This is a genomic window from Aeromicrobium yanjiei (genome assembly GCF_009649075.1).
Taxonomy (GTDB): domain Bacteria; phylum Actinomycetota; class Actinomycetes; order Propionibacteriales; family Nocardioidaceae; genus Aeromicrobium; species Aeromicrobium yanjiei.
On the sequence record NZ_CP045737.1, the window covers coordinates 284,569 to 303,847 of the forward strand.

Below are 19,279 nucleotides of genomic sequence, written 5' to 3' on the forward strand. Positions count from 1 at the left end.
GGTCAGCGTCGCGCCGCCAGCTGCGGGAAGGCGCGCAGCACGGCAGCCGCGACGACCGCGGCCAGCACGCCCTTGACGATGTCGGCCACGAAGAACGGGGTCGCGTAGCCCCACGCGACGGGCAGGCTCACGTCGAGCTTGAGCGCCATGCCGATCGTGCCGAGCGTCCCGACGACCGCGATCGTGACGACGGCGGCGGCGACCGACACCACCGCGACGAACGAGGCGGGGCTGGTGCGGGCGACGCGGTGGGCGACGAGCCCCACGAGGAGCGCGGCGAGCGGGAACGCCGCGAGGTAGCCGGCCGACGGGCTGACCCACACCGCGGGCCCAGCGCCGCCCTGCGCGAAGACCGGGAGGCCCGCGGTGCCGACCGCGAGGTAGAGCAGCACGGTGAGGAGCCCGCGCACCGCGCCGAGCACCGACGCGGCGAGGAAGATCGCGAACATCTGCAGGGTGAAGGGCACGTTGATCGAGCCGACGGTGAGCTGGGCGCAGACCGCGATGAGCGCAGCGAACGTCGCGATGAGGGCGAGATCCGACGTGCCGATCGACGCCTTGCGGCGCGTGCGCGTGGTCATGACCATGATCGTGCTCCTGCCGTGACGGTGACGCCACCTGAACGGTGCTCAGGTGAACGGTGTTCAGGTTAGCCGATAGGCTGATCGTGCTGTCAACGTGACGTCCTCGGAGGATCCATGCGCTACCACCGCACCGACATCGTCGAGCGTGCCGTCGGCATCCTCGACGCGTACGGGCTGGCTGACCTGTCGATGCGCCGGATCGCCTCCGAGCTGGGCCTGCAGCCGTCCGCGCTCTATCACCACTTCGGCAGCAAGCAGGAGCTGCTGGCCGCGGTCGCCGACGAGCTGCTCGACCGCGGTGCGCGGCCGGACGTGCCCGAGGCGTCGTGGGACGAGCGGGTGCTGGCGCTCAGCCACGAGCTCCGCGACGCGATGCTGGCCTACCGCGACGGGGCCGAGCTGGTCGCCACCGCGCACGCGTACGGCCTGGGTGTCCGCTCGCCCGTGGAGCGGCTGGCCACTGCGCTCGAGGGTGCCGGCTTCGACGAGGCCTTCGCGCGGACGGCCGCGATGACCGTGCTGCACTTCGTCTTCGGCCACGTCACCGGCGAGCAGGCGCACCGACAGGCCAACAGCGCGGGGGCGATCGACGCCGATCCGCTCGGCCGGGCCGACACGGGCTCGTTCGACCTGGGCCTGTCCCTCATCCTCGAGGGCATCAGGCACCGCCGCCCGGCGACCGCGAAGCGCGAACCCTGACGCAGGAAAGGGCGAGCGAAGCAAGCCAACGAGCCTGTGAACGCAGGAAAGGGCGAGCGAAGCGAGCCAGCCGGCCTGGTGCGAGCGCCAGCGAGCAGCAGGAATGAGCGGCGAGGGACGAGCCGCGCCCGGCTACTACCAGGACGCGTGCAGCGGGCGACCCTCGTCGTAGCCCGCGGAGCTCTGCAGGCCGATCACGGCACGCTCGTGGAACTCCGCGATCGATCGCGCACCCGCGTACGTCGCGCTGGACCGGACGCCCGCGATGATCGAGTCGACGAGATCCTCGACGCCGGGGCGCTCGGGGTCCAGGAACATGCGCGAGGACGAGATGCCCTCCTCGAAGAGGGCCATGCGGGCGCGCTCGAAGCCGGCCGCGTCGCGGGTGCGGTTGGACACCGCGCGCGCCGACGCCATGCCGAACGACTCCTTGTAGGGGCGGCCGTCGGGCCCGACCTGGAGATCGCCGGGGCTCTCGAGCGTTCCTGCGAACCACGAGCCGATCATGACGCTCGCGGCACCGGCCGCGAGGGCGAGCGCGACGTCGCGGGGATAGCGGACGCCGCCGTCGGCCCAGACGTGCGCGCCGAGCTCGCGGGCCGCCGCAGCGCACTCGAGCACCGCGGAGAACTGCGGGCGTCCGACGCCGGTCATCATGCGCGTGGTGCACATCGCGCCGGGGCCGACGCCGACCTTGATGATGTCGGCCCCCGCGCTGACGAGGTCGCGGACCCCTGCGGCCGAGACGACGTTGCCGGCGGCGATCGGGACCCGCCGGCCGGACTCCGCCTCGTACGCGTCGCGGGCGGCGACCACGAGCGGCAGCGCCTCGAGCATCTTGGTCTGGTGCCCGTGGGCGGTGTCGACGACGAGGACGTCGATGCCCATCTCGAGCAGGGCCGTGGCCTTGCCGGTGACGTCGCCGTTGATGCCGACCGCGGCGCCGATCACGAGGCGTCCCTCGGCGTCGACCGCGGGATCGTAGATCGTGGAGCGCAGCGCCGACTTGCGGGTCACCGCGCCCAGCAGGCTGCCACCGTCGAGCACCGGAGCGAAGTCGACGTGCCGGGCCGACATCTCGTTGAAGCAGTGCTGGGGGTCGACCCCGGCCTCGAAGGTGAGGACGTCGGACGTCATGACCTCGCGCACCTGCGCGAAGCGGTCGATCTCGGCGCCGTCGTGCTCGGTCACGACCCCGAGCACCTTGCCGTCCTCGACCACGACCACCGCGCCGTGCGCACGCTTGGGGATCAGGCTCATCGCCTCGCCGACCGTCGTCGAGGGCCCCACGGTGACGGGGGTCTCGTAGACCGTGTGGGCGGACTTCACCCGGTCGACGGTGTGCGCGACGATGTCGAGCGGGATGTCCTGCGGGATGATCGCGATCCCGCCGCGCCGGGCGATCGTCTCTGCCATGCGCTTGCCGGAGATCGCGGTCATGTTGGACACGACAAGCGGCAGCGTGGTGCCGGTGCCGTCGGACGTGGCCAGGTCGACGTCGAACCGGCTCGTGACGTCGGAGCGGGCCGGCACCATGAACACGTCGTTGTACGTCAGGTCGAAGGACGGGGCGAGGTCGTTGAGGAACTTCACCCGCCGATTCTATCGGGGGGCTGTTCGCCCGCGGGGATGTTGAGGGCGATCGGTCCCGGGGCGGCAGGGCTCTTCAGCGGAAGTCGAGCAGCATCGTGTCGGGCGGCGGTGCCTCCTGGCTGAGGCTCGACTTGTCGACCGTGGCGCGCAGGCACGAGGTCTCGTGGCGCAGCCGCAGGAAGCCGGTCTGGCCGCCGTAGGTCAGGAACAGCTCACGCACCTGCGACAGGGCCGACTCACCCACCGACGGGTGCTTGGTCGCCTGGGCGAAGCGCAGGAGCCCCGGCAGGTCGAGCTTCTCCCACGACCCGATCTCGTGGGTCTCGGGCTGGTGGAACAGGCCCGAGGCGCTGAAGGTGTCGGCGGGGGTCGCGCCGCGGTCGACGACGCCGATGATCTCGCGGAGCTTGCGCATCCACGGGATCGAGTCGTCGTGCCGCTGCGAGATCGTGGAGAGCAGCCCGTCGGGGCGCAGCACGCGGGCGTACTCCGCGAGGGCCGTGGGCGCCTCGCGGAGCTCGGGCGCGATGACGACGTCGAACGCGTCGCCGATGAAGGGCAGCCGCTCGCCGGCGCTGCGGACGTACTGGATGTCGGGGTGGCGCCGTGCGGTGACGTCGTCACCCGCGACGACGACCTCGTGGCCCTGCTCCGCGAGCTGGTAGGCGAGCGAGCCGTCCCCGAGGTGCAGCACGCAGGACAGGCGGTCCCCCACCAGCCACTTGGCCGTGCGGTCTTCGGGGGAGTCGTTCATTGTCCGAAGGCTACCGGGCCGCCCGAGGGGCGGCCGGTACGCTTCGGGCGTGTCCGATCCGTTCATCTCGGCTGCCGCTCTCGAAGGCATCCCGTCCACCTACGCCGGCACCCGTGACGGCATCGACGGCATCCTGCGCGACCGTGGCCTGCGCCGCAGCACCCCCGACGACACCGCCCGCTCCCTGCTGCTCGGCGCGACCGCCACGGCGGCGCTCGAGGGCAGCGTGTACGAGGTCGAGGAGCTCGCGGGTGGCGGCGGGGACGCGCTGGCCCGCGGCGCCGTACGCCTGTCGACCGAGCTGCTCGGGCTGCTGCCGGTGTGGAACCGCGCGCCGGTCCAGGCCCTGGCCCGGATCCATGCGCTCGCGGCCTCGGGGTCGGTCGACGACGCCGATCTCGGCCGCCCGGTCAACCCCGACGGCGTCGCCCGGCTGACCGAGCTGGCCTGGATGCTGGGGCAGCCCACCGAGGCCCCGGGCCTGGTCGTGGCGGCGCTCGTCCACGCCGAGATCTCCTCGGCGGGCGCGTTCGCGACGCACAACGGCGTCATCGGGCGGGCCGCCGAACGCCTCGTCCTGGTGTCGAAGGGCGTCGATCCCGCGTCGGTGCTCGTGCCCGAGGCCGGCCACGCCGCAGAGCCCGACGGCTACCGCTCGGCCCTCGCGGCGTACGGCAGCGGGAAGCCGACCGGCGTCCACCAGTGGCTGATGTACGCCTCGCAGGCGTTCACCCGGGCCGCCGAGGCGTCCCCGCTCGCCCGCTGAGAGCGGCCCATCCAGAGCCGCCCACACAGAGCGGCGACGTCGACACTCGATGGAGTCGACGCCGCCAAAGCTCAGCACTGCATGGCTACCAGGCGTGCTGGATCGGAGTCGTCATGGCTCCAGTGAAATCCCTGAGTGGTCTGGAGTCCGGCGAGCGACTGTCCCGGAGATGGGTGATCGCCGCGTGGGTACCGATGTGCTGAGCAGCTTGTGAAGTTGTCTGTCCTTCATGTGTACGCCTGCTGGCAGGCATAGGACAGGCCTACTGGCACGTAATGTTGTGCGCCTTCTTTCACAAGCGGTCAGGCCGCATGTCCCTTGCGGCGGGTGACCAGGGCCATCGCCACCGCGCCGACCGCGCTCGCGGCCACTGCGACGGCGGCGGCCTTGCCGACCCGGGTGTCCAGGCCCAGCCGGCGGCGCAGCGCCACCGGACGGGCGAACGTGAGGATGGGCCAGCCCTTCTCCTCGGCCAGGCGGCGCAGGGCGCGGTCGGGGTTGACCGCGAACGGATGACCCACCGCCTCCAGCATCGGCACGTCGGTCTCGGAGTCGGAGTACGCGTACGACCCGGCCAGGTCGTAGCCGCGCTCCTCGGCGAGGCGACGCATCGCGAGCGCCTTGTTGGGACCGTACGCATAGAAGTCGACCTCGCCGGTGTAGCGGCCCTCCTCGGCCACGAGGGTCGTCCCGATGACGTGGTCGACGCCGAGCATCGCTCCGATCGGCTCGACCACCTCGATCCCGGACGCCGAGACGATGATGACGTCGCGGCCCGCGGCCTGGTGCTCCTCGATCAGCGTCACCGCCTCCTCGTAGACCAGCGGGTCGATGATCGAGTGCAGGGTCTCGGCGACGGACTGACGCACCACGTCGATGTCCCAGCCGGTCACCATCTGCGTCAGGTAGGCACGCATCTTCTCGAGCTGGTCGTGGTCGGCGCCGCTGATCGAGAACATGAAGTTCGCGTACGCGCTGCGCAGGACGGCTCGGCGGCTCAGCAGGCCGCCCTCATAGAAGGGCTTGCCGAAGGCGAGCGTGCTCGACTTCGCGATGATCGTCTTGTCCAGGTCGAAGAATGCCGCAGTCCGCGTCGGGCTCACCCCCTCAGGATAGGGCCGTCCACATGAGCATCGCGGACGCTTGGCCGTCCACAGGTGCGTGGCGGCCGGTTTCGCCTCCCGTGCGGGGGCACGATCGTCGTACGCATGACCGATGCCCCGGGCCCGTTGATCGCTACCGCGGACGAGCAGGTGATCGACCTGGCCCGGCGGTGGTGTGCCGCGCTGGGCACGAGCCCCGACGTGGCGCGCGACGCCACGACGGCCCGCAGGTCGTGGCGCGCAGCGTCCGCGGTGATGGTCGGCGAGGACCTGGCCGGCGCGCTGGCCGGCTCGGGGGTCGCCCGCCGCGAGCACGTCGTGATCGTCGCGCGGGAGCCCTCGGGGTGCTGGCGGGTCGCCGTCGAGCTGGGCGCGGCGGCGGTGTGCGGGCTGCTCGAGGAGGACCGGGTGCTGGCGGCGCTGGCGTCGGCGCTCGACGGGCGCGACGAGGCGTGCGTCGTCAGCGTGGTGGGCGGGTCGGGCGGTGCGGGGGCGTCCACGCTGACGGCCGCGCTGGCGGTGATGGCCGGGCGGCGCGGATTCCACTCGCTGGCGTTCGACGCCGATCCCCTGGGTGGCGGGCTCGAGATCGTGCTCGGCGCCGAGCGCGCGCCGGGTCTGCGCTGGCACGACTTCGCCACGACCCGCGGGCGCATCGACGCGGGCTCGCTGACCGACGTGCTGCCGGTCCATCGCGGCGTGGCCACCTTGTCGTGGGCGCGTGACGACCGCGGGCCGCTGCCGCCGTCGCTGCCCGCGGTGGTCACGGCGGCCGTGAAGGGCTTCGACCTCGTCGCGGTCGACGTCGCCCGCCAGCTGGACCCCACCGGCGCCGACCTGGTCGGCCGGTCGGTCCTGACCCTGCTGCTGGTGCCCGAGGAGATCGGCGCCGCGCTCGCCGCCCGTGCGGTCCTCGAGCGTTTGCGCCGCAGCGCGCCCGCGGTCGCCCTCGTGACGGTCGCCCGCCGTGGCGGCATCGGCCCGGCCGCGGTCGCCGAGGCGCTCGACCTGCCGGTCCTGGTCCGCCTCGGCCACGACCGACGACTGCGCGCGGCGGTCGATCGCGGCCAGGGACCGGCCCGGTCGCGGACCGTGCGGCGTACGGCGTCGGCAGTGCTCGACGCCCTCGGGATGGACCGTCCGTGACCGAGGTGCCGATGATCGAGCGCGTGCGTCGCCGGCTCGCGGCGGACGCGGCCGACCCGACCGCGCACAGCGTCGCGGAGGCGCTGCGGGCCGAGAACCAGCTGGCCGGCTCCGACACGGTGCTGGCGCTCGTCGACCAGCTCCGCAGCGAGACGCGCGGCGCGGGAGTGCTCGACCCGTTGCTGGCCCTGCCGGGGGTGACGGACGTGCTGGTCAACGGGCCCGATGCGGTCTACGTCGACCGCGGCGGCGGGCTGGAGGTCTCCTCGGTCCGGTTCGCGGACGAGGCGGAGGTGCGCCGCCTGGCGCAGCGGCTGGCCGCCCAGGCGGGTCGCCGGCTCGACGACGCCAGTCCGTGGGTCGACGCCCGGCTCGCCGACGGCACCCGGCTGCACGCCGTGCTCGCTCCGCTGGCCCGTCCGGGCACCGCGCTGTCGCTGCGCGTCCCCGCCCGTCGGACGTTCACCCTCGACCAGCTGCACGCGGCGGGTTCCTTGTCGGAGGAGGCCCTGACATGTCTTCGCCGGATCGTCGCGTCCCGCACCGCGTTCGTGATCTCCGGCGGCACGGGATCGGGCAAGACCACGCTGCTGGCAGCCCTGCTGGGTGAGGTGGACCGGCACGAGCGGATCGTCGTCGTGGAGGACTCCACCGAGCTGCGGCCCGACCATCCGCACGTGGTCGGCCTGGAGGCCCGGCCCGCCAACATCGAGGGTGCGGGACTCGTGACGGTCCGCGATCTCGTCCGGCAGGCACTGCGCATGCGGCCCGACCGGCTGGTGGTCGGCGAGGTGCGCGGCGCCGAGGTCGTCGATCTGCTCGCCGCGCTCAACACCGGCCACGAGGGCGGGTGCGGCACGGTCCACGCCAACGCGCCTGCGGACGTCCCGGCGCGCTTCGAGGCGCTCGGGGTCGCCGCCGGCATGCCGCGGGACGCGCTCCACAGTCAGCTCGCCTCGAGCATCGAGCTCGTGATCCACCTCGCCCGTCACTCGGACGGACGCCGGGTCGTCGAGCAGGTGGCGGCGACCGACCGAGCGTCCGACGGGGTGGTCTCGTGCCGCACGGCCCTGACCTTCGCGCCCGGAGAGGCCCGGCCCGGGCCCGCCCACGAACGGCTTCTCGAGGTGCTCGGATGAGGCTCGCTGCTGCTGTCTCGGTGGTCGCGGCGATGCTGCTGTGGCGTCCGCCGGGGCGGTGGCTCCTGCGTCACCGGCTCGGCCGGCGGGCGGTCGAGGTGTCGCGCCACCGGGTCGCAGCCGCGGGCGTCGCGGTCGTCGTCCTGTCCCTGGCCGGGCAGGTGCGGGGGCCGCGGCTGGTGCTGGCCGGGACGGTGGTCGGGATCGGTGTGTTCGCCGTTCGCCTGCTGGGTGCGTCACGCCGGCACGAGCTCGTGCGCCGCAGGCGGGCCGAGGTCGCCGAGGTGCTCGGCCTGCTCGCGGCCGAGCTGCGGGCGGGCTTGCTGCCCGTCCGCACGCTGTCGGGTCTCGCGGCGGACTTCGACTTCCTGGCCCCCGCGGCGCGGGCCGCGGATCTCGGTGCCGACGTCCCTGCTGCGCTGCGGGAGGCGTCCGCGGCCACGGGGCGGGAGGCGTTGCTCGAGGTGGCCGCGGCGTGGCACGTGGCCGAGAGGTCGGGCGCGCCCCTCGCGATGGTGCTCGGACGGCTCGAGGACGCGGTGCGCGACCGGCGGGAGGTCGAACGTGAGGTGCAGGCGGGTGCCGGCCCCGCTCGCGCGACCGGGCGCCTCATGGCGGTGCTCCCGGTCGTGGGCCTCGGCCTCGGCTCCGGCATGGGCGGCGATCCCGTCGCCGTCCTCACGACGACCTGGGTCGGGGTCGGCTGCCTCGCCGCGGGATGCGCCCTGGCCTGCCTCGGTGTCGCGTGGGTCGAGCGGATCGCGTCCGCTGCGGAGATGCCCCCATGACCCCGGCGCTGCTCACCGCCGCGGCCGTCTGGTGCCTTGTGCCCGCTGCCCCGACCCGCCGAGCCCGCCTGGTGCTGGGAGCCGGTGGTCCGCCCCGCACGGTGGATCTTCGTCTCGTGGCCGCCGCGATGGCGCCGCTCGGCGCCGTGCTCCTGCTGGGCGTGCCGATCGGTCTGCTCGCCGGGGTCGCGCTCGCCCCCGTCGTCCACCGCGCCGTCGGGCGTCTGGAGTCGGCGTCCGCCCGTGCCCGGGCCGATGCGATGGAGGCCGCCCTCCCGGCTGCGCTCGACCTCATGGTGGCCGCCCTGGAGGTCGGGCGGCCGCCTGTCGCGGCGTTCGCGCTGGTGGCCGAGGCCACTGCGGCCCCGCTGGGCCCCGAGCTCGGGGCGATCGCGGGACGGCTCGCGATCGCTGCGGACTCCGACACGGTGTGGCGCGGGGTGGCGGACGATGCGGTGCTGGCACCGGTCGGTCGGGCGTTCCGCCGCGCCGAGGCCTCGGGCATGCCGGTGGCCGCGATCGTCGCGACGGTCGCGACCGAGCTGCGACGTGAGCGGGGTGCACGTCTTCGTGAGCGCAGCCGCAGGGTCGGGGTCCGGACCGCGGCCCCGCTCGGCGCGTGTTTCCTGCCGGCCTTCTTCCTGATCGGCATCGTCCCCACGGTGATCGCGTCGTTCTCGTCCCTGCAGTGGTGAGGCAGCGGCGGCGTCCACAGGCCGGGCGGCCGGGGCGCGTCGTCCCCAGGCCGCGGATCCGATCGCAGATCCGCCGCCGTGGACCACATCTTCTCCATGACAGATCCACCCACTGAAAGGACACCTCATGAAGAAGCTGCGCGCCCGGGCCGAGCAGGGCATGACCACCGCGGAGTACACCGTCGGAACCCTCGGTGCCTGCACGATCGGCGGCGTCCTGGTGAAGGTCGGCCAGTCCGAGTGGTTCGGCGACCTCGTCGAGGACCTCATCTCCAAGATCCCCGACCTGCTCCCGTTCTGATGCCGGCCGGGGCGGCGCCAACCCCCGCGCGTCGCCCCGGCCCCTCCACGAAAGGACATCTCCATGACATGTCGAGACGACCGCGGGATGGCGACTGCGGAGTATGCGATCGGCACGATCGGCGCGGTGCTGATGGCGACGGTGCTGTTCAAGCTCGCGTCCCTGGGCGTGGACGGGCCGTGGCTCGACGGCCTCCTCGAGCGGATCAGGGAGGCCTTGTCGTGGCGCAACCTCTTCGCGGGGATGCCGCGCCTCGGCATCGGGGCCTGATGCGTCGCGAACGGGGCATGGTCACGGCCGAGCTGATGACGATCGCGCCCCTGGGGGTCGCTCTCGCGTTTCTCCTGCTGTGGATCGTGTCGCTCGGGCTGACCCAGGTGCGGATCGCGGACGCATCCCGCGAGTCCGCCCGGATGCTCGCCCGTGGGGAGTCGATGTCGTCGGCCGAGGCCGCGGCCAAGCGCCAGGCCCCGACCGGCGCCCGGGTGAGCGTCGATGAGCAGGGGGGTGCGGTGGTCGTGACGGTGAGGGTCCGCTCGCGCATGCCGATCCCGTTCTTCTCCGGCATCGGTGCGCGGACCATGGAGTCCACCTCGGTCGCCGCGCAGGAGTCACCGTGACGCGGGGAGAGCGGGGCGCCGTGACCGTCCACGCCGCGACGATCGCAACCCTCTTGGTCATCGCGGCGCTGGTCGTGGTCCAGGTCGCGGGGCTCGTCCGGATGCGGCACCGGGTGGCGGCGGCCGCCGACCTGGCGGCGCTCGCGGCGTCCCAGGCGAGCGTCGCGGGCGAGGACGGCTGCTCGGCGGCGCGAGCCATCGCGCGGCGCAATGACGCCGAGCTGGTCTCCTGCCGGATGGACTACGACGTGGCCACCGTGACCGCACGCGCCGAGCGCCCACCCTGGTGGGGCGTCGCCTGGTCCACCGAGCAGAAGGCCCGGGCCGCCCCCGACTTCTACCTCGACCCCGCCCCCGCGGGTGGTCCCGCGACTGGCGCAAGGTGAAGGAAATCGGACGGCGCGTCGTGCGCAACTGCGCCACTCGGGTGCGGGTTTGCGCCACTCGGTACGCGGGTTCAGCCGCCGGGAGCGTCCGCGAGGAAGGCGCCGAGCAGGCGTACGGCGCCGGCCTTGTCGAGCGGCTCGTTGCCGTTGCCGCACTTGGGCGACTGGACGCACGACGGGCAGCCGTCCTGGCACTCGCACGCGATGATCGCGTCACGGGTGACCCGGAGCCACCGGGCCGCCATCTCGTAGCCGCGCTCGGCGAATCCCGCTCCGCCGGGATAGCCGTCGTAGACGAACACGGTCAGCGTGCCGGTGTCGGGGTGCAGGGCGGTCGAGACGCCGCCGATGTCCCACCGGTCGCACGTCGCGAGCAGCGGCAGCAGGCCGATCGCGGCGTGCTCGGCCGCGTGCGCCGATCCGGGCACGTCATCGGTCTCGAGGGTCGCGCTCACGACCTCGGCCGACAGGGTCCACCAGACGGCCTTCGTCGGCAGCGTACGAGCGGGCAGCTCGAGCAGCTCCTCGCCGAGGATGCCTCCACCGGCGGTGCTGCGCTTGAGATAGGACACGACCTGGTTGACCACCTCGACCGAGCCGAACGACATCGCGGCCGCGCCCCACTGCTCGGTCCGCTCGGTCTCGACCACGGTGATCTCGGTGACCGACCGGGCCATCGTGGAGTAGTCGGGGTTGTCGCGGTGGACCATCGCGACGCCGTGCTCCAGGTCGTACTCGTCGACCAGGTGGACGTCGCCCTGGTGGACGTAGACCGCCCCCTCGTGGACGGTCGAGTCCGCCGAGCCGCCGTCGACCGTGCCGATCAGGCGTCCGGTCGTCGCGTCGACGATCTGCACCGGCGGGCCGCCGCTGGAGCGGATGTCGGCCAGGTTGCTGGCCCGTTCGCGCTTGGTCCAGAACCATCCCGCCGCCCGCTTGCGCAGCCACCCCGCCGCCTCGAGGGCCGCGACTCCCTCCGCGGTCCGCGGCCCGAACAGGTCGAAGTCGCCTTCGGTCAACGGGATCTCCTGCGCCGCGGCGGCGAGGTGCGGGCCGAGGACGTACGGGTTGTCGGGGTCGAAGACCGAGGCCTCGACCGCGGTGCCGAGCAACGCCTCGGGGTGGTGCACGAGGAACGTGTCCAGCGGATCGTCCCGCGCCACGAGGATGCCGATCGAGTCGTGGCCCGAGCGTCCGGCGCGGCCGAACTGCTGCTGCAGGGCGGCGCGCGTGCCCGGGAAGCCGACCGTGATCACGGCGTCCAGGCCGGCGATGTCGATGCCGAGCTCGAGGGCGTTGGTGCTGGCGAGCCCCAGCAGGTCGCCGCTGCGCAGGCGCTGCTCCAGCTCGCGCCGCTCCTCGGGCAGATAGCCGCCGCGATAGGTCGCGACCCGCCGGACGAGCTCAGGGTCGACCTCGCCCAGGCGCCGCTGGGCGGTCGCGGCGACGGACTCCGCCCCCTTGCGGGACCGCACGAACGCCAGTGTGCGGACCTTGCCGATGACCAGGTCGGTCAGCAGCTCGCCCGCCTCGGTCGTCGCCGACCTGCGCACCACGCCGGGGTTGGCCGGGTCGACGCCTGGGATGATCGGCGGCTCCCACAGCGCGATGGTGCGGGCGGCGTGCGGGGACGAGTCCTCGGTCACCGGCACGACGTCCAGGCCCGTGAGCCGGGACGCGAAGACCTCGGGATCGGCGACGGTCGCCGACGAGAGCACGAACGTGGGATCGGCTCCGTAGTACGCGCAGATCCGGCGGAGCCGGCGCAGCACGTGGGCCACGTGCGCGCCGAAGACACCGCGGTAGTGATGGCACTCGTCGACCACGACATGCGTGAGCCCGCCCAGCACGCGCGTCCAGCGCGCGTGGGCCGGCAGGATCGAGTGGTGCAGCGTGTCGGGGTTGGTCAGCAGGTAGTTCGCGTGGTCACGCGCCCAGGCGCGCTCTTCGCGTGAGTTGTCGCCGTCGACCGTCGCGGGCCGCGCGAACGCCGACGCGCCCGCGAGCCGGCGCAGCTGATCGGCGGCCAGGGCCTTGGTGGGGGCGAGATACAGCACCGTGGGCATGCGGTTGCCCCGCAGCGCGCTCCCCGTACGCCCGGCAGCCAGACCGGTCAGCGCGGGAGCCTGGAAGGCCAAGGACTTCCCCGACGCCGTGCCGGTCGAGATGACGGTGTGGCGGCCTGCGTGGACGTGGTGCAGCGCCTCGGCCTGGTGGCCCCACAGGCTGTCGATCCCCTCCGCGGCGTACATCTCGCGCACGGCCGGGTCGATCCACTCGGGCCACGGCTCGACGACCGCCTCACGGGCCGGGACGCGCTCGACGTGCGTCACTCGCTCGCCGTAGCGCAGCACGAGGTCGGCAGGGTCCACCCGCTGAGTCTCCCAGAGCGGCCATGACCGCCACGTCCCGACCGCGTACGCGCCCCGGCGGGTGGGCCGGGTTCGTGATTTGATGGAGGTGACGAGCGCAGAACAGAACAGGGAGATCGTCGATGGAGCTGGCACTGACGTCCCGCACGGACGGCGACTTCGAGATCATCGAGGTCGGGGGCGAGATCGACGTCTACACGGCGCCTCGTCTGCGTGAGGCGATCGTGACCGCCGTCGAGGCAGGTCACACCAAGCTCATCATCGACGTCCAGCGCGTCGACTTCCTGGACTCCACCGGCCTCGGCGTCCTGGTGGGAGCGCTCAAGCGGGTCCGCGCCGATGGCGGATCGCTCGACATCGTCTGCACCCAGGAGCGGATCCTCAAGATCTTCCAGATCACGGGTCTGGACAAGGTCTTCGGCCTGCACTCCTCGATCGAGGACGCCCGCGCCACACCGGCGTGACCGATATCACACTCCCACCCCTGCGCGGCATGTAACCTGCGTCACGCGGACTGTCCTCAGCCCGCGGCACGTTGTTGCCGATCCTCGGGAGGGATTTTCATGGCGAACGCGACGGTGGTTGCGGCAGTGGGCGGGGACCTCGACTTCTCCGACAAGAACTCGTTCTACCTCTACGCGGTCGTCGCGATCGGTGCTCTCGCGCTGGTCCTGGCGGGGGTCTTCCGCTCTCAGGTCCTCAAGGCGTCCGAGGGCACCGCGAAGATGCAGGAGATCGGGCAGGCCGTCCAAGAGGGTGCCTCTGCCTATCTGAGCCGACAGTTCAAGACGTTGGCCGTCTTTGCAGTCATCGCGCTGCTGATGCTGATCGCGCTCGACGCGGCCGTGCTGGGATGGGACAACGACTGGAAGATCAAGATCGGGCGTTACGTCGCACTGGTGGCCGGCGCGGGCTTCTCCGCGCTGATCGGTTACCTGGGCATGTGGCTCGCGACGCGGGCCAACATCCGCGTCGCGGCGGCGGCACAGACCGAGGGCCGCGAGGTCGCGATGCGCATCGCGTTCCGCACCGGAGGCACGGTCGGCATGATGACGGTCGGCCTCGGCCTCCTCGGCGCGGGCACGATCGTGCTCATCTACACCGGGGACGCGCCCGTCGTGCTGGAGGGATTCGGCTTCGGCGCTGCCCTGCTGGCCATGTTCATGCGCGTCGGCGGCGGCATCTTCACCAAGGCCGCCGACGTGGGGGCCGACCTGGTCGGCAAGGTCGAGCAGAACATCCCCGAGGACGATCCGCGCAACGCCGCCACGATCGCGGACAACGTCGGCGACAACGTCGGCGACTGCGCCGGCATGGCGGCCGATCTCTTCGAGTCGTACGCCGTGACACTCGTCGCGGCCCTGATCCTCGGCTCCGTCGCGTTCGGCGAGGTCGGTCTGGTCTTCCCGCTCGTGATCCCGGCCATCGGCGCGCTCACCGCCATCCTCGGCGTCTTCATCACCAAGCCCCGGCCCAACGAGGGCGGGCTCACGACCATCAACCGCTCCTTCTACATCACGGCGCTGGTCTCGGCGGTCGCGTCCATCGGCGCAGCCTTCTTGCTGCTGCCGTCGAAGTTCAGCGACGCCTCGCTGCCGGGCATCGACACGCAGTCCCTGATCGTCACGGTCGGTCAGCAGCAGGGTCTGGTCGCTCCTGGTCTCGACGCCAACCCCCGCCTCATCGCGATCATCGCGGTGCTCATCGGCATCGTGCTGGCCGCGGTGATCCTGGCACTGACCGGCTACTTCACCGGCACCGAGACGCGACCGGTGAAGGACGTCGGCAAGACGTCGCTCACCGGTGCCGCGACGGTCATCCTGTCCGGCCTCTCGGTCGGCTTCGAGTCGGCGGTCTACACCGCGATCGTCATCGGCGCAGCCGTGTTCGGGGCGTTCCTGCTGGGCAGCGGATCGCTCGTCGTGGCGCTGTTCGCCGTCGCGCTCGCAGGATGCGGACTGCTCACCACGGTCGGTGTCATCGTCGCGATGGACACCTTCGGCCCGGTCAGCGACAACGCCCAGGGCATCGCGGAGATGTCGGGCGACGTCGACGAGGAGGGCGCGCAGATCCTCACCGAGCTCGACGCCGTCGGCAACACCACCAAGGCGATCACCAAGGGCATCGCGATCGCGACGGCCGTCCTTGCCGCGACGGCGTTGTTCGGCTCCCTGAGCAGCTCGATCAGCACCGCGATCGAGGCGTCCGGCGTCACGAGCTCCCCGGACGCTGCGGACCTCAGCATCATCGAGACGTACGCATGGCTGGGCGTCCTCAACGTGGGCGATCCGAGCATCCTCGTGGGGCTGATCCTCGGTGCGGCGGTGGTGTTCCTCTTCTCCGGCCTCGCGATCAACGCCGTCGGCCGCGCGGCCGGCGCGGTCGTCTACGAGGTCCGCCGCCAGTTCCGCGAGATCCCCGGGATCATGGAGGGGACGGGCCGCCCCGAGTACGGCAAGGTCGTCGACATCTGCACGCGCGACTCGTTGCGGGAGCTCGCGACGCCGGGCATCCTGGCGATCTTCGCGCCCATCGCGGTGGGCTTCGGGCTGGGCATCGGTCCGCTGGGCGGCTACCTGGCCGGCGCGATCGGCACGGGCGTGCTGATGGCGGTGTTCCTCGCCAACTCCGGCGGAGCGTGGGACAACGCCAAGAAGCTCGTCGAGGACGGCAACCACGGTGGCAAGGGGTCGCCCGCCCATGAGGCGACGATCATCGGTGACACCGTGGGCGATCCGTTCAAGGACACCGCGGGTCCGGCGATCAACCCGTTGCTCAAGGTCATGAACCTCGTGGCCCTGCTGGCGACGCCGCTGATCATCAAGTACTCGTACGGCGACGATGCGAGCGACCCGATCCGCTACACGATCGCGGGCGTGGCCGTGGTCATCATCGTGGCGGCGGTCTACATCTCCAAGCGTCGTCCGATCGCGCTCGACACCACGGCGATCGCGGAGCCGGAGGAGATCGCGACGAGCTAGAGCACCGCTCACGAACGGCGCAGACCCTGTCACGGGGCCTGCGCCGTTCGTGCGTCTGGGAGGCTGGGGGAGTGATCGACGACCAGCACGTGCCCACCCTCCGCGACGCCCTGACCCGCGCCGACTTCACGGTCGACGCGGTCTATGCGCTCCTGGGCGACGACGCCCACCGTGCCCTCGGGCGCAACCAGACGACCCCTGCCGTCCGTGCGACCCGTGGCGGTGGCGATCTCGCGACCCTCGTGCGGCTCTTCGCGCTGCAGGTGCCGGTCGACCGGGCGCGCGCCGACGCGGCGCTGCCGGGCCTGGTGGAGCCCCTTGCCGCGGCGGACATGCTCGCGGTGTCGGGCGACGAGGTGCGCGCGCTCGTCGACATCCGGCCGTACGGCGACGAGGACCACGACTGGTGGATCGTGTGCGACCCGACGTCGGGCCTGGACGGTCGCCAAGCGCCCATGGATCCTTCGTACGTCCTCGGGATCAGCGAGGCGTCCTCCTCGCTCGCGCAGCTCACGATCCGCCGCCCGGTCGGACGCTCGCTCGACCTCGGCACGGGCTGCGGCGTGCAGGCGCTGCACCTCGCGCAGCACGCGAGCGAGGTCGTCGCGACCGACGTCAACCCGCGAGCCCTGGCGATGGCGCGCCTGACCGCGGCGCTCAACGGCGCCGACATCGACGTCCGCGACGGCAGCCTCTTCGAGCCCGTGGCCGGCGAGACCTTCGACCTGATCGCGACCAACCCGCCGTTCGTGATCTCCCCGCCCGGCAGTCAGGTGCTGGTCTACCGCGACTCCGGGATGCCGGGCGACAGCGTCGTGCGGCACCTGGTCGAGAACGCCGCGACGCACCTCAACGAGGGCGGCTGGTGCCAGATCCTCGCGAACTGGGCCCACCACCGCGGCGTCGACTGGCAGGACGACCTCGGCCAGTGGCTCGAGGGCCAGCCCCTGGACGCCTGGATCCTGCAGCGCGAGCTCGTCGACCCGGCGGCATACGTCGAGATGTGGCTCGCGGATGCCGGGCTCGCCGGCACCGCCGACTACGTCCAGCGCTACGACGCGTGGCTGGACTGGTTCGAGGCCGAGGGCATCGAGGCAGTCGGCTTCGGGTGGCTCAGCCTGCGCAAGACCTCGAAGGAGCCGGTGCGCCGCCTCGAGGAGTGGACCGGCGAGATCGCGCAGCCGGTCGGTCCGGCCGTCGCCGCGTGGGGCGACCGGGTCGATGCGCTGCGCGGCATCGGCGACGTCGAGCTGCTCGACCGGACGTTCCGCCAGGCCATCGACCTGGTCCAGGAGACACGTGGCGCCGCGGGAGCCGATGACCCGGAGAGCATCGTCATCCGGCTCCAGCACGGCGTGCGCCGCGTGCGCCAGGTCGACACCGTCGAGGCTGGACTCGTCGGTGCGAGCGACGGTGACCTCACCTCCGGGCAGATCCTGGACGCCCTGGCCTCATTGCTGGGCCGGGACGCCGGTGAGCTCCGCAGCACGTACGCCCCGGTCGTCCGCGAGCTCGTCGAGGAGGGCTTCCTGGTGTGACCCACGGCAGGCGGCCGTCGTGGCGCACACGATGCTCCGTCAGCGGTCGAGATCGAGCTGCATGACGGTGAGGTCGAGCCAGCGGCCGAACTTCGACCCGACCTGCGTCAGCACGCCGGCGGTCCGGAAGCCGCGCCGCTCGTGCAGGCCGACCGAGAGGGTGTTGGTCGACTCGATCATCGCGACCATGCGGTGCAGACCGGCCTCACGTGCCCGCGCGATCAGGGCGTCGAGCAGGATCGAGGCCAGGCCCCGGCCCTGGTGCGACGACCGGACGTAGAGCGAGTCCTCGACCGTGTGGCGATAGCCCGTCTTCGGCCGCCAGGGGCCGTACGACGCGTAGCCGACCACGGCTCCCTCGATCTCGACGACGAGGACGGGGAAGCCTGCCGACAGGCGTCCCTCGAGCCAGGCGCTGCGCTCGGCGAGATCGGTCTCGGTCTCGTCCCAGATCGCCGTGGTGTCGCGGACCGCCTCGTTGTGGATCGCGAGCAGGTCGGCGACGTCGGACGGCGCGGCGTCGCGCAGGATCATCGCGACACCCCCTCGATCGTGGCCATCTCCGGGGTGGGACGCCAGCGGGGGACCATCTGCGCGATCAGCACGACGACGGCGATCGCCGTCGCGATCGAGCCGCCGATCACGAAGCCGCCCCAGGCGCCGACGCCGTCGATGCCCGCTCCGATCACGGGAGAGCTCGCCGCCCCGCCGATCGTGTACGCGGTGCCCTGCCAGCCCATCGCCTCGCCGCGGCGCTCCTCCGGGACGAGCTTGGCGATCCACTCGGCGGCCGCGGTCATCGTCGGGGCGCACAACAGCCCGGCCGGGATGACCAGCAGCGACAGCGACACCACACCGCCGGCGAGTCCGACCGGGATCGTGGCGACTCCCAGCGCGAGCAACAGGAACGTCGGACGGACCGACCGGGTCAGCGAGCCGTAGACCAGTCCGCCGACGAGTGACGACAGACCCCATGCGCCGTACGCGATGGCGACCGAGCCGACCTCGTCCAGCTCGCGCAGCTCGGCCACGACACCGAGGTCGGTGCCGAACAGGGCTGCCATCGCGCCGCCGGACAGGAGGAAGAGGAACACGAGGGGCGCTGACACGAAGGAGGTCGAGGCAGGTGCAGGTGCGGTCTCCTCCGTCGCGGGCGCCGCGGTCACCGACCGCGTCGGCGGGTCGAGCACCAGGAAGATCACGCCGGCGACGACCTCGCACGCGCCGATCGCGTACAGCGCCGCGGCGGCGCTGACCTGGGTGACCAGCAGCGCACCCACCGCCGGGCCGATGATGAAGCTCGCCTCGGCGACGATCGAGTCGGCCGAGAACGCGGTGCGCCGCTGACGCTCCTCGACCATGACGCTCAGCGACAGCCGCACGATCGAGAAGATCGGGATGAGGAAGAGTCCCATCAGCACCGAGATCGGGACGAGCCACGCGTACGTGGCGATCGTCGCGAGGGGATACAGCAGCCCGATCATGACGATCGACGGCACGATCGCGCGGCGGATGCCGAGCCGGTCGATCAGTCGTCCGCGCCACGGCGAGCCGATGCCGGCACCGATCGTCGTGGCCGCGGCGATGACACCGGCCTGCTTGTAGTCGCCGCCCAGCTCGTCGACGACGTACAGCGTCAGGACCAGAGGTGCGGCGAGCGCGGGGATGCGAGCGAAGAAGGCGGCGACGAACAGGGCCCGGACCTTCCGGTCGGCCCACAGCTGCGCATACCCGGAGAACCCCACGCGTCCCATTGTTTCACTCAGCACGGACAGCCAGGACCGTCCAAGCCCGGTCGAGGCCCCGGGGCACGG

The 19,279-nt window shown here is 72.3% G+C and carries 20 protein-coding genes; 13 read left to right on the top strand and 7 right to left on the bottom strand.

Annotated features, from left to right (window positions below; all coding sequences use genetic code 11):
• Nucleotides 1-2: 2 nt before the first annotated feature.
• Nucleotides 3-581 (bottom strand): biotin transporter BioY, encoded by a 579-nt coding sequence (locus GEV26_RS01645; protein ID WP_208431008.1) that lies wholly within the window; start codon nt 579-581, stop codon nt 3-5.
• A gap of 117 nt (nt 582-698) precedes the next feature.
• Between GEV26_RS01645 and GEV26_RS01650 the strand changes: the two genes are divergently transcribed.
• Entirely contained in the window at nt 699-1,283 is a 585-nt protein-coding gene (locus GEV26_RS01650; protein WP_153651451.1) for a TetR/AcrR family transcriptional regulator C-terminal domain-containing protein, read from the top strand.
• A gap of 135 nt (nt 1,284-1,418) precedes the next feature.
• Here GEV26_RS01650 and GEV26_RS01655 read toward each other — a convergent pair whose 3' ends face one another.
• Nucleotides 1,419-2,876 (bottom strand): GuaB1 family IMP dehydrogenase-related protein, encoded by a 1,458-nt coding sequence (locus tag GEV26_RS01655; RefSeq protein WP_153651452.1) that lies wholly within the window; start codon nt 2,874-2,876, stop codon nt 1,419-1,421.
• A 73-nt stretch (nt 2,877-2,949) separates the two neighbouring features.
• Nucleotides 2,950-3,630, bottom strand: a complete 681-nt coding sequence (locus GEV26_RS01660) for a class I SAM-dependent methyltransferase (RefSeq protein ID WP_194839931.1) — start codon at nt 3,628-3,630, stop codon at nt 2,950-2,952.
• Nucleotides 3,631-3,679: 49 nt separating this feature from the next.
• Here GEV26_RS01660 and GEV26_RS01665 point away from each other — a divergent pair, with 49 nt between their 5' ends.
• Nucleotides 3,680-4,396 carry a Fic family protein gene (locus GEV26_RS01665; RefSeq protein ID WP_153651454.1) on the top strand — a complete coding sequence of 239 codons (717 nt, stop codon included), beginning with the start codon at nt 3,680-3,682 and terminating at the stop codon, nt 4,394-4,396.
• Between the two features lie 302 nt (nt 4,397-4,698).
• Here the strand turns inward: GEV26_RS01665 and GEV26_RS01670 are convergent, their stop codons facing one another.
• On the bottom strand, nt 4,699-5,499 hold the full coding sequence (locus GEV26_RS01670; protein WP_153651455.1) for an HAD family hydrolase: 801 nt from the start codon (nt 5,497-5,499) through the stop codon (nt 4,699-4,701).
• Nucleotides 5,500-5,604: 105 nt separating this feature from the next.
• Between GEV26_RS01670 and ssd the strand changes: the two genes are divergently transcribed.
• The 8 genes from ssd to GEV26_RS01710 all read left to right on the top strand — a co-directional run bounded on the left by ssd (nt 5,605) and on the right by GEV26_RS01710 (nt 10,574).
• On the top strand, nt 5,605-6,645 hold the full coding sequence (gene ssd / locus GEV26_RS01675; protein WP_153651456.1) for a septum site-determining protein Ssd: 1,041 nt from the start codon (nt 5,605-5,607) through the stop codon (nt 6,643-6,645).
• A gap of 11 nt (nt 6,646-6,656) precedes the next feature.
• Complete coding sequence (locus tag GEV26_RS01680; protein WP_153654913.1) at nt 6,657-7,784, top strand: TadA family conjugal transfer-associated ATPase; 1,128 nt, start codon at nt 6,657-6,659, stop codon at nt 7,782-7,784.
• Nucleotides 7,781-8,572, top strand: a complete 792-nt coding sequence (locus GEV26_RS01685; protein ID WP_153651457.1) for a type II secretion system F family protein — start codon at nt 7,781-7,783, stop codon at nt 8,570-8,572. Before GEV26_RS01680 ends, GEV26_RS01685 begins: the two co-directional genes overlap by 4 nt.
• Entirely contained in the window at nt 8,569-9,267 is a 699-nt protein-coding gene (locus GEV26_RS01690) for a type II secretion system F family protein (RefSeq protein ID WP_194839932.1), read from the top strand. The genes GEV26_RS01685 and GEV26_RS01690 overlap by 4 nt, the downstream gene beginning before the upstream one ends.
• 127 nt (nt 9,268-9,394) lie before the next feature.
• On the top strand, nt 9,395-9,568 hold the full coding sequence (locus GEV26_RS01695) for a DUF4244 domain-containing protein (RefSeq protein ID WP_153651459.1): 174 nt from the start codon (nt 9,395-9,397) through the stop codon (nt 9,566-9,568).
• A 63-nt stretch (nt 9,569-9,631) separates the two neighbouring features.
• Nucleotides 9,632-9,838 (top strand): DUF4244 domain-containing protein, encoded by a 207-nt coding sequence (locus tag GEV26_RS01700; protein ID WP_153651460.1) that lies wholly within the window; start codon nt 9,632-9,634, stop codon nt 9,836-9,838.
• Nucleotides 9,838-10,188: a TadE family type IV pilus minor pilin gene (locus tag GEV26_RS01705; protein WP_153651461.1), complete on the top strand. Its 351-nt coding sequence runs from the start codon at nt 9,838-9,840 to the stop codon at nt 10,186-10,188. Before GEV26_RS01700 ends, GEV26_RS01705 begins: the two co-directional genes overlap by 1 nt.
• Nucleotides 10,185-10,574, top strand: a complete 390-nt coding sequence (locus GEV26_RS01710) for an Rv3654c family TadE-like protein (RefSeq protein ID WP_153651462.1) — start codon at nt 10,185-10,187, stop codon at nt 10,572-10,574. Before GEV26_RS01705 ends, GEV26_RS01710 begins: the two co-directional genes overlap by 4 nt.
• A gap of 71 nt (nt 10,575-10,645) precedes the next feature.
• Here GEV26_RS01710 and GEV26_RS01715 read toward each other — a convergent pair whose 3' ends face one another.
• The gene (locus GEV26_RS01715) at nt 10,646-12,946 is read right to left on the bottom strand and encodes a DEAD/DEAH box helicase (protein ID WP_153651463.1); all 2,301 of its coding nucleotides are present in this window, start codon (nt 12,944-12,946) and stop codon (nt 10,646-10,648) included.
• Between the two features lie 122 nt (nt 12,947-13,068).
• Here GEV26_RS01715 and GEV26_RS01720 point away from each other — a divergent pair, with 122 nt between their 5' ends.
• The 3 genes from GEV26_RS01720 to GEV26_RS01730 all read left to right on the top strand — a co-directional run bounded on the left by GEV26_RS01720 (nt 13,069) and on the right by GEV26_RS01730 (nt 17,465).
• The gene (locus tag GEV26_RS01720) at nt 13,069-13,410 is read left to right on the top strand and encodes an STAS domain-containing protein (protein ID WP_153651464.1); all 342 of its coding nucleotides are present in this window, start codon (nt 13,069-13,071) and stop codon (nt 13,408-13,410) included.
• Nucleotides 13,411-13,509: 99 nt separating this feature from the next.
• Nucleotides 13,510-15,927, top strand: a complete 2,418-nt coding sequence (locus GEV26_RS01725; RefSeq protein WP_153651465.1) for a sodium-translocating pyrophosphatase — start codon at nt 13,510-13,512, stop codon at nt 15,925-15,927.
• Between the two features lie 71 nt (nt 15,928-15,998).
• On the top strand, nt 15,999-17,465 hold the full coding sequence (locus GEV26_RS01730) for a N5-glutamine methyltransferase family protein (protein ID WP_153651466.1): 1,467 nt from the start codon (nt 15,999-16,001) through the stop codon (nt 17,463-17,465).
• Nucleotides 17,466-17,504: 39 nt separating this feature from the next.
• Here the strand turns inward: GEV26_RS01730 and GEV26_RS01735 are convergent, their stop codons facing one another.
• Both GEV26_RS01735 and GEV26_RS01740 read right to left on the bottom strand, forming a co-directional pair.
• Entirely contained in the window at nt 17,505-17,999 is a 495-nt protein-coding gene (locus GEV26_RS01735) for a GNAT family N-acetyltransferase (RefSeq protein WP_153651467.1), read from the bottom strand.
• On the bottom strand, nt 17,996-19,210 hold the full coding sequence (locus GEV26_RS01740; protein ID WP_194839934.1) for an MFS transporter: 1,215 nt from the start codon (nt 19,208-19,210) through the stop codon (nt 17,996-17,998). Before GEV26_RS01740 ends, GEV26_RS01735 begins: the two co-directional genes overlap by 4 nt.
• Nucleotides 19,211-19,279 lie beyond the last annotated feature (69 nt).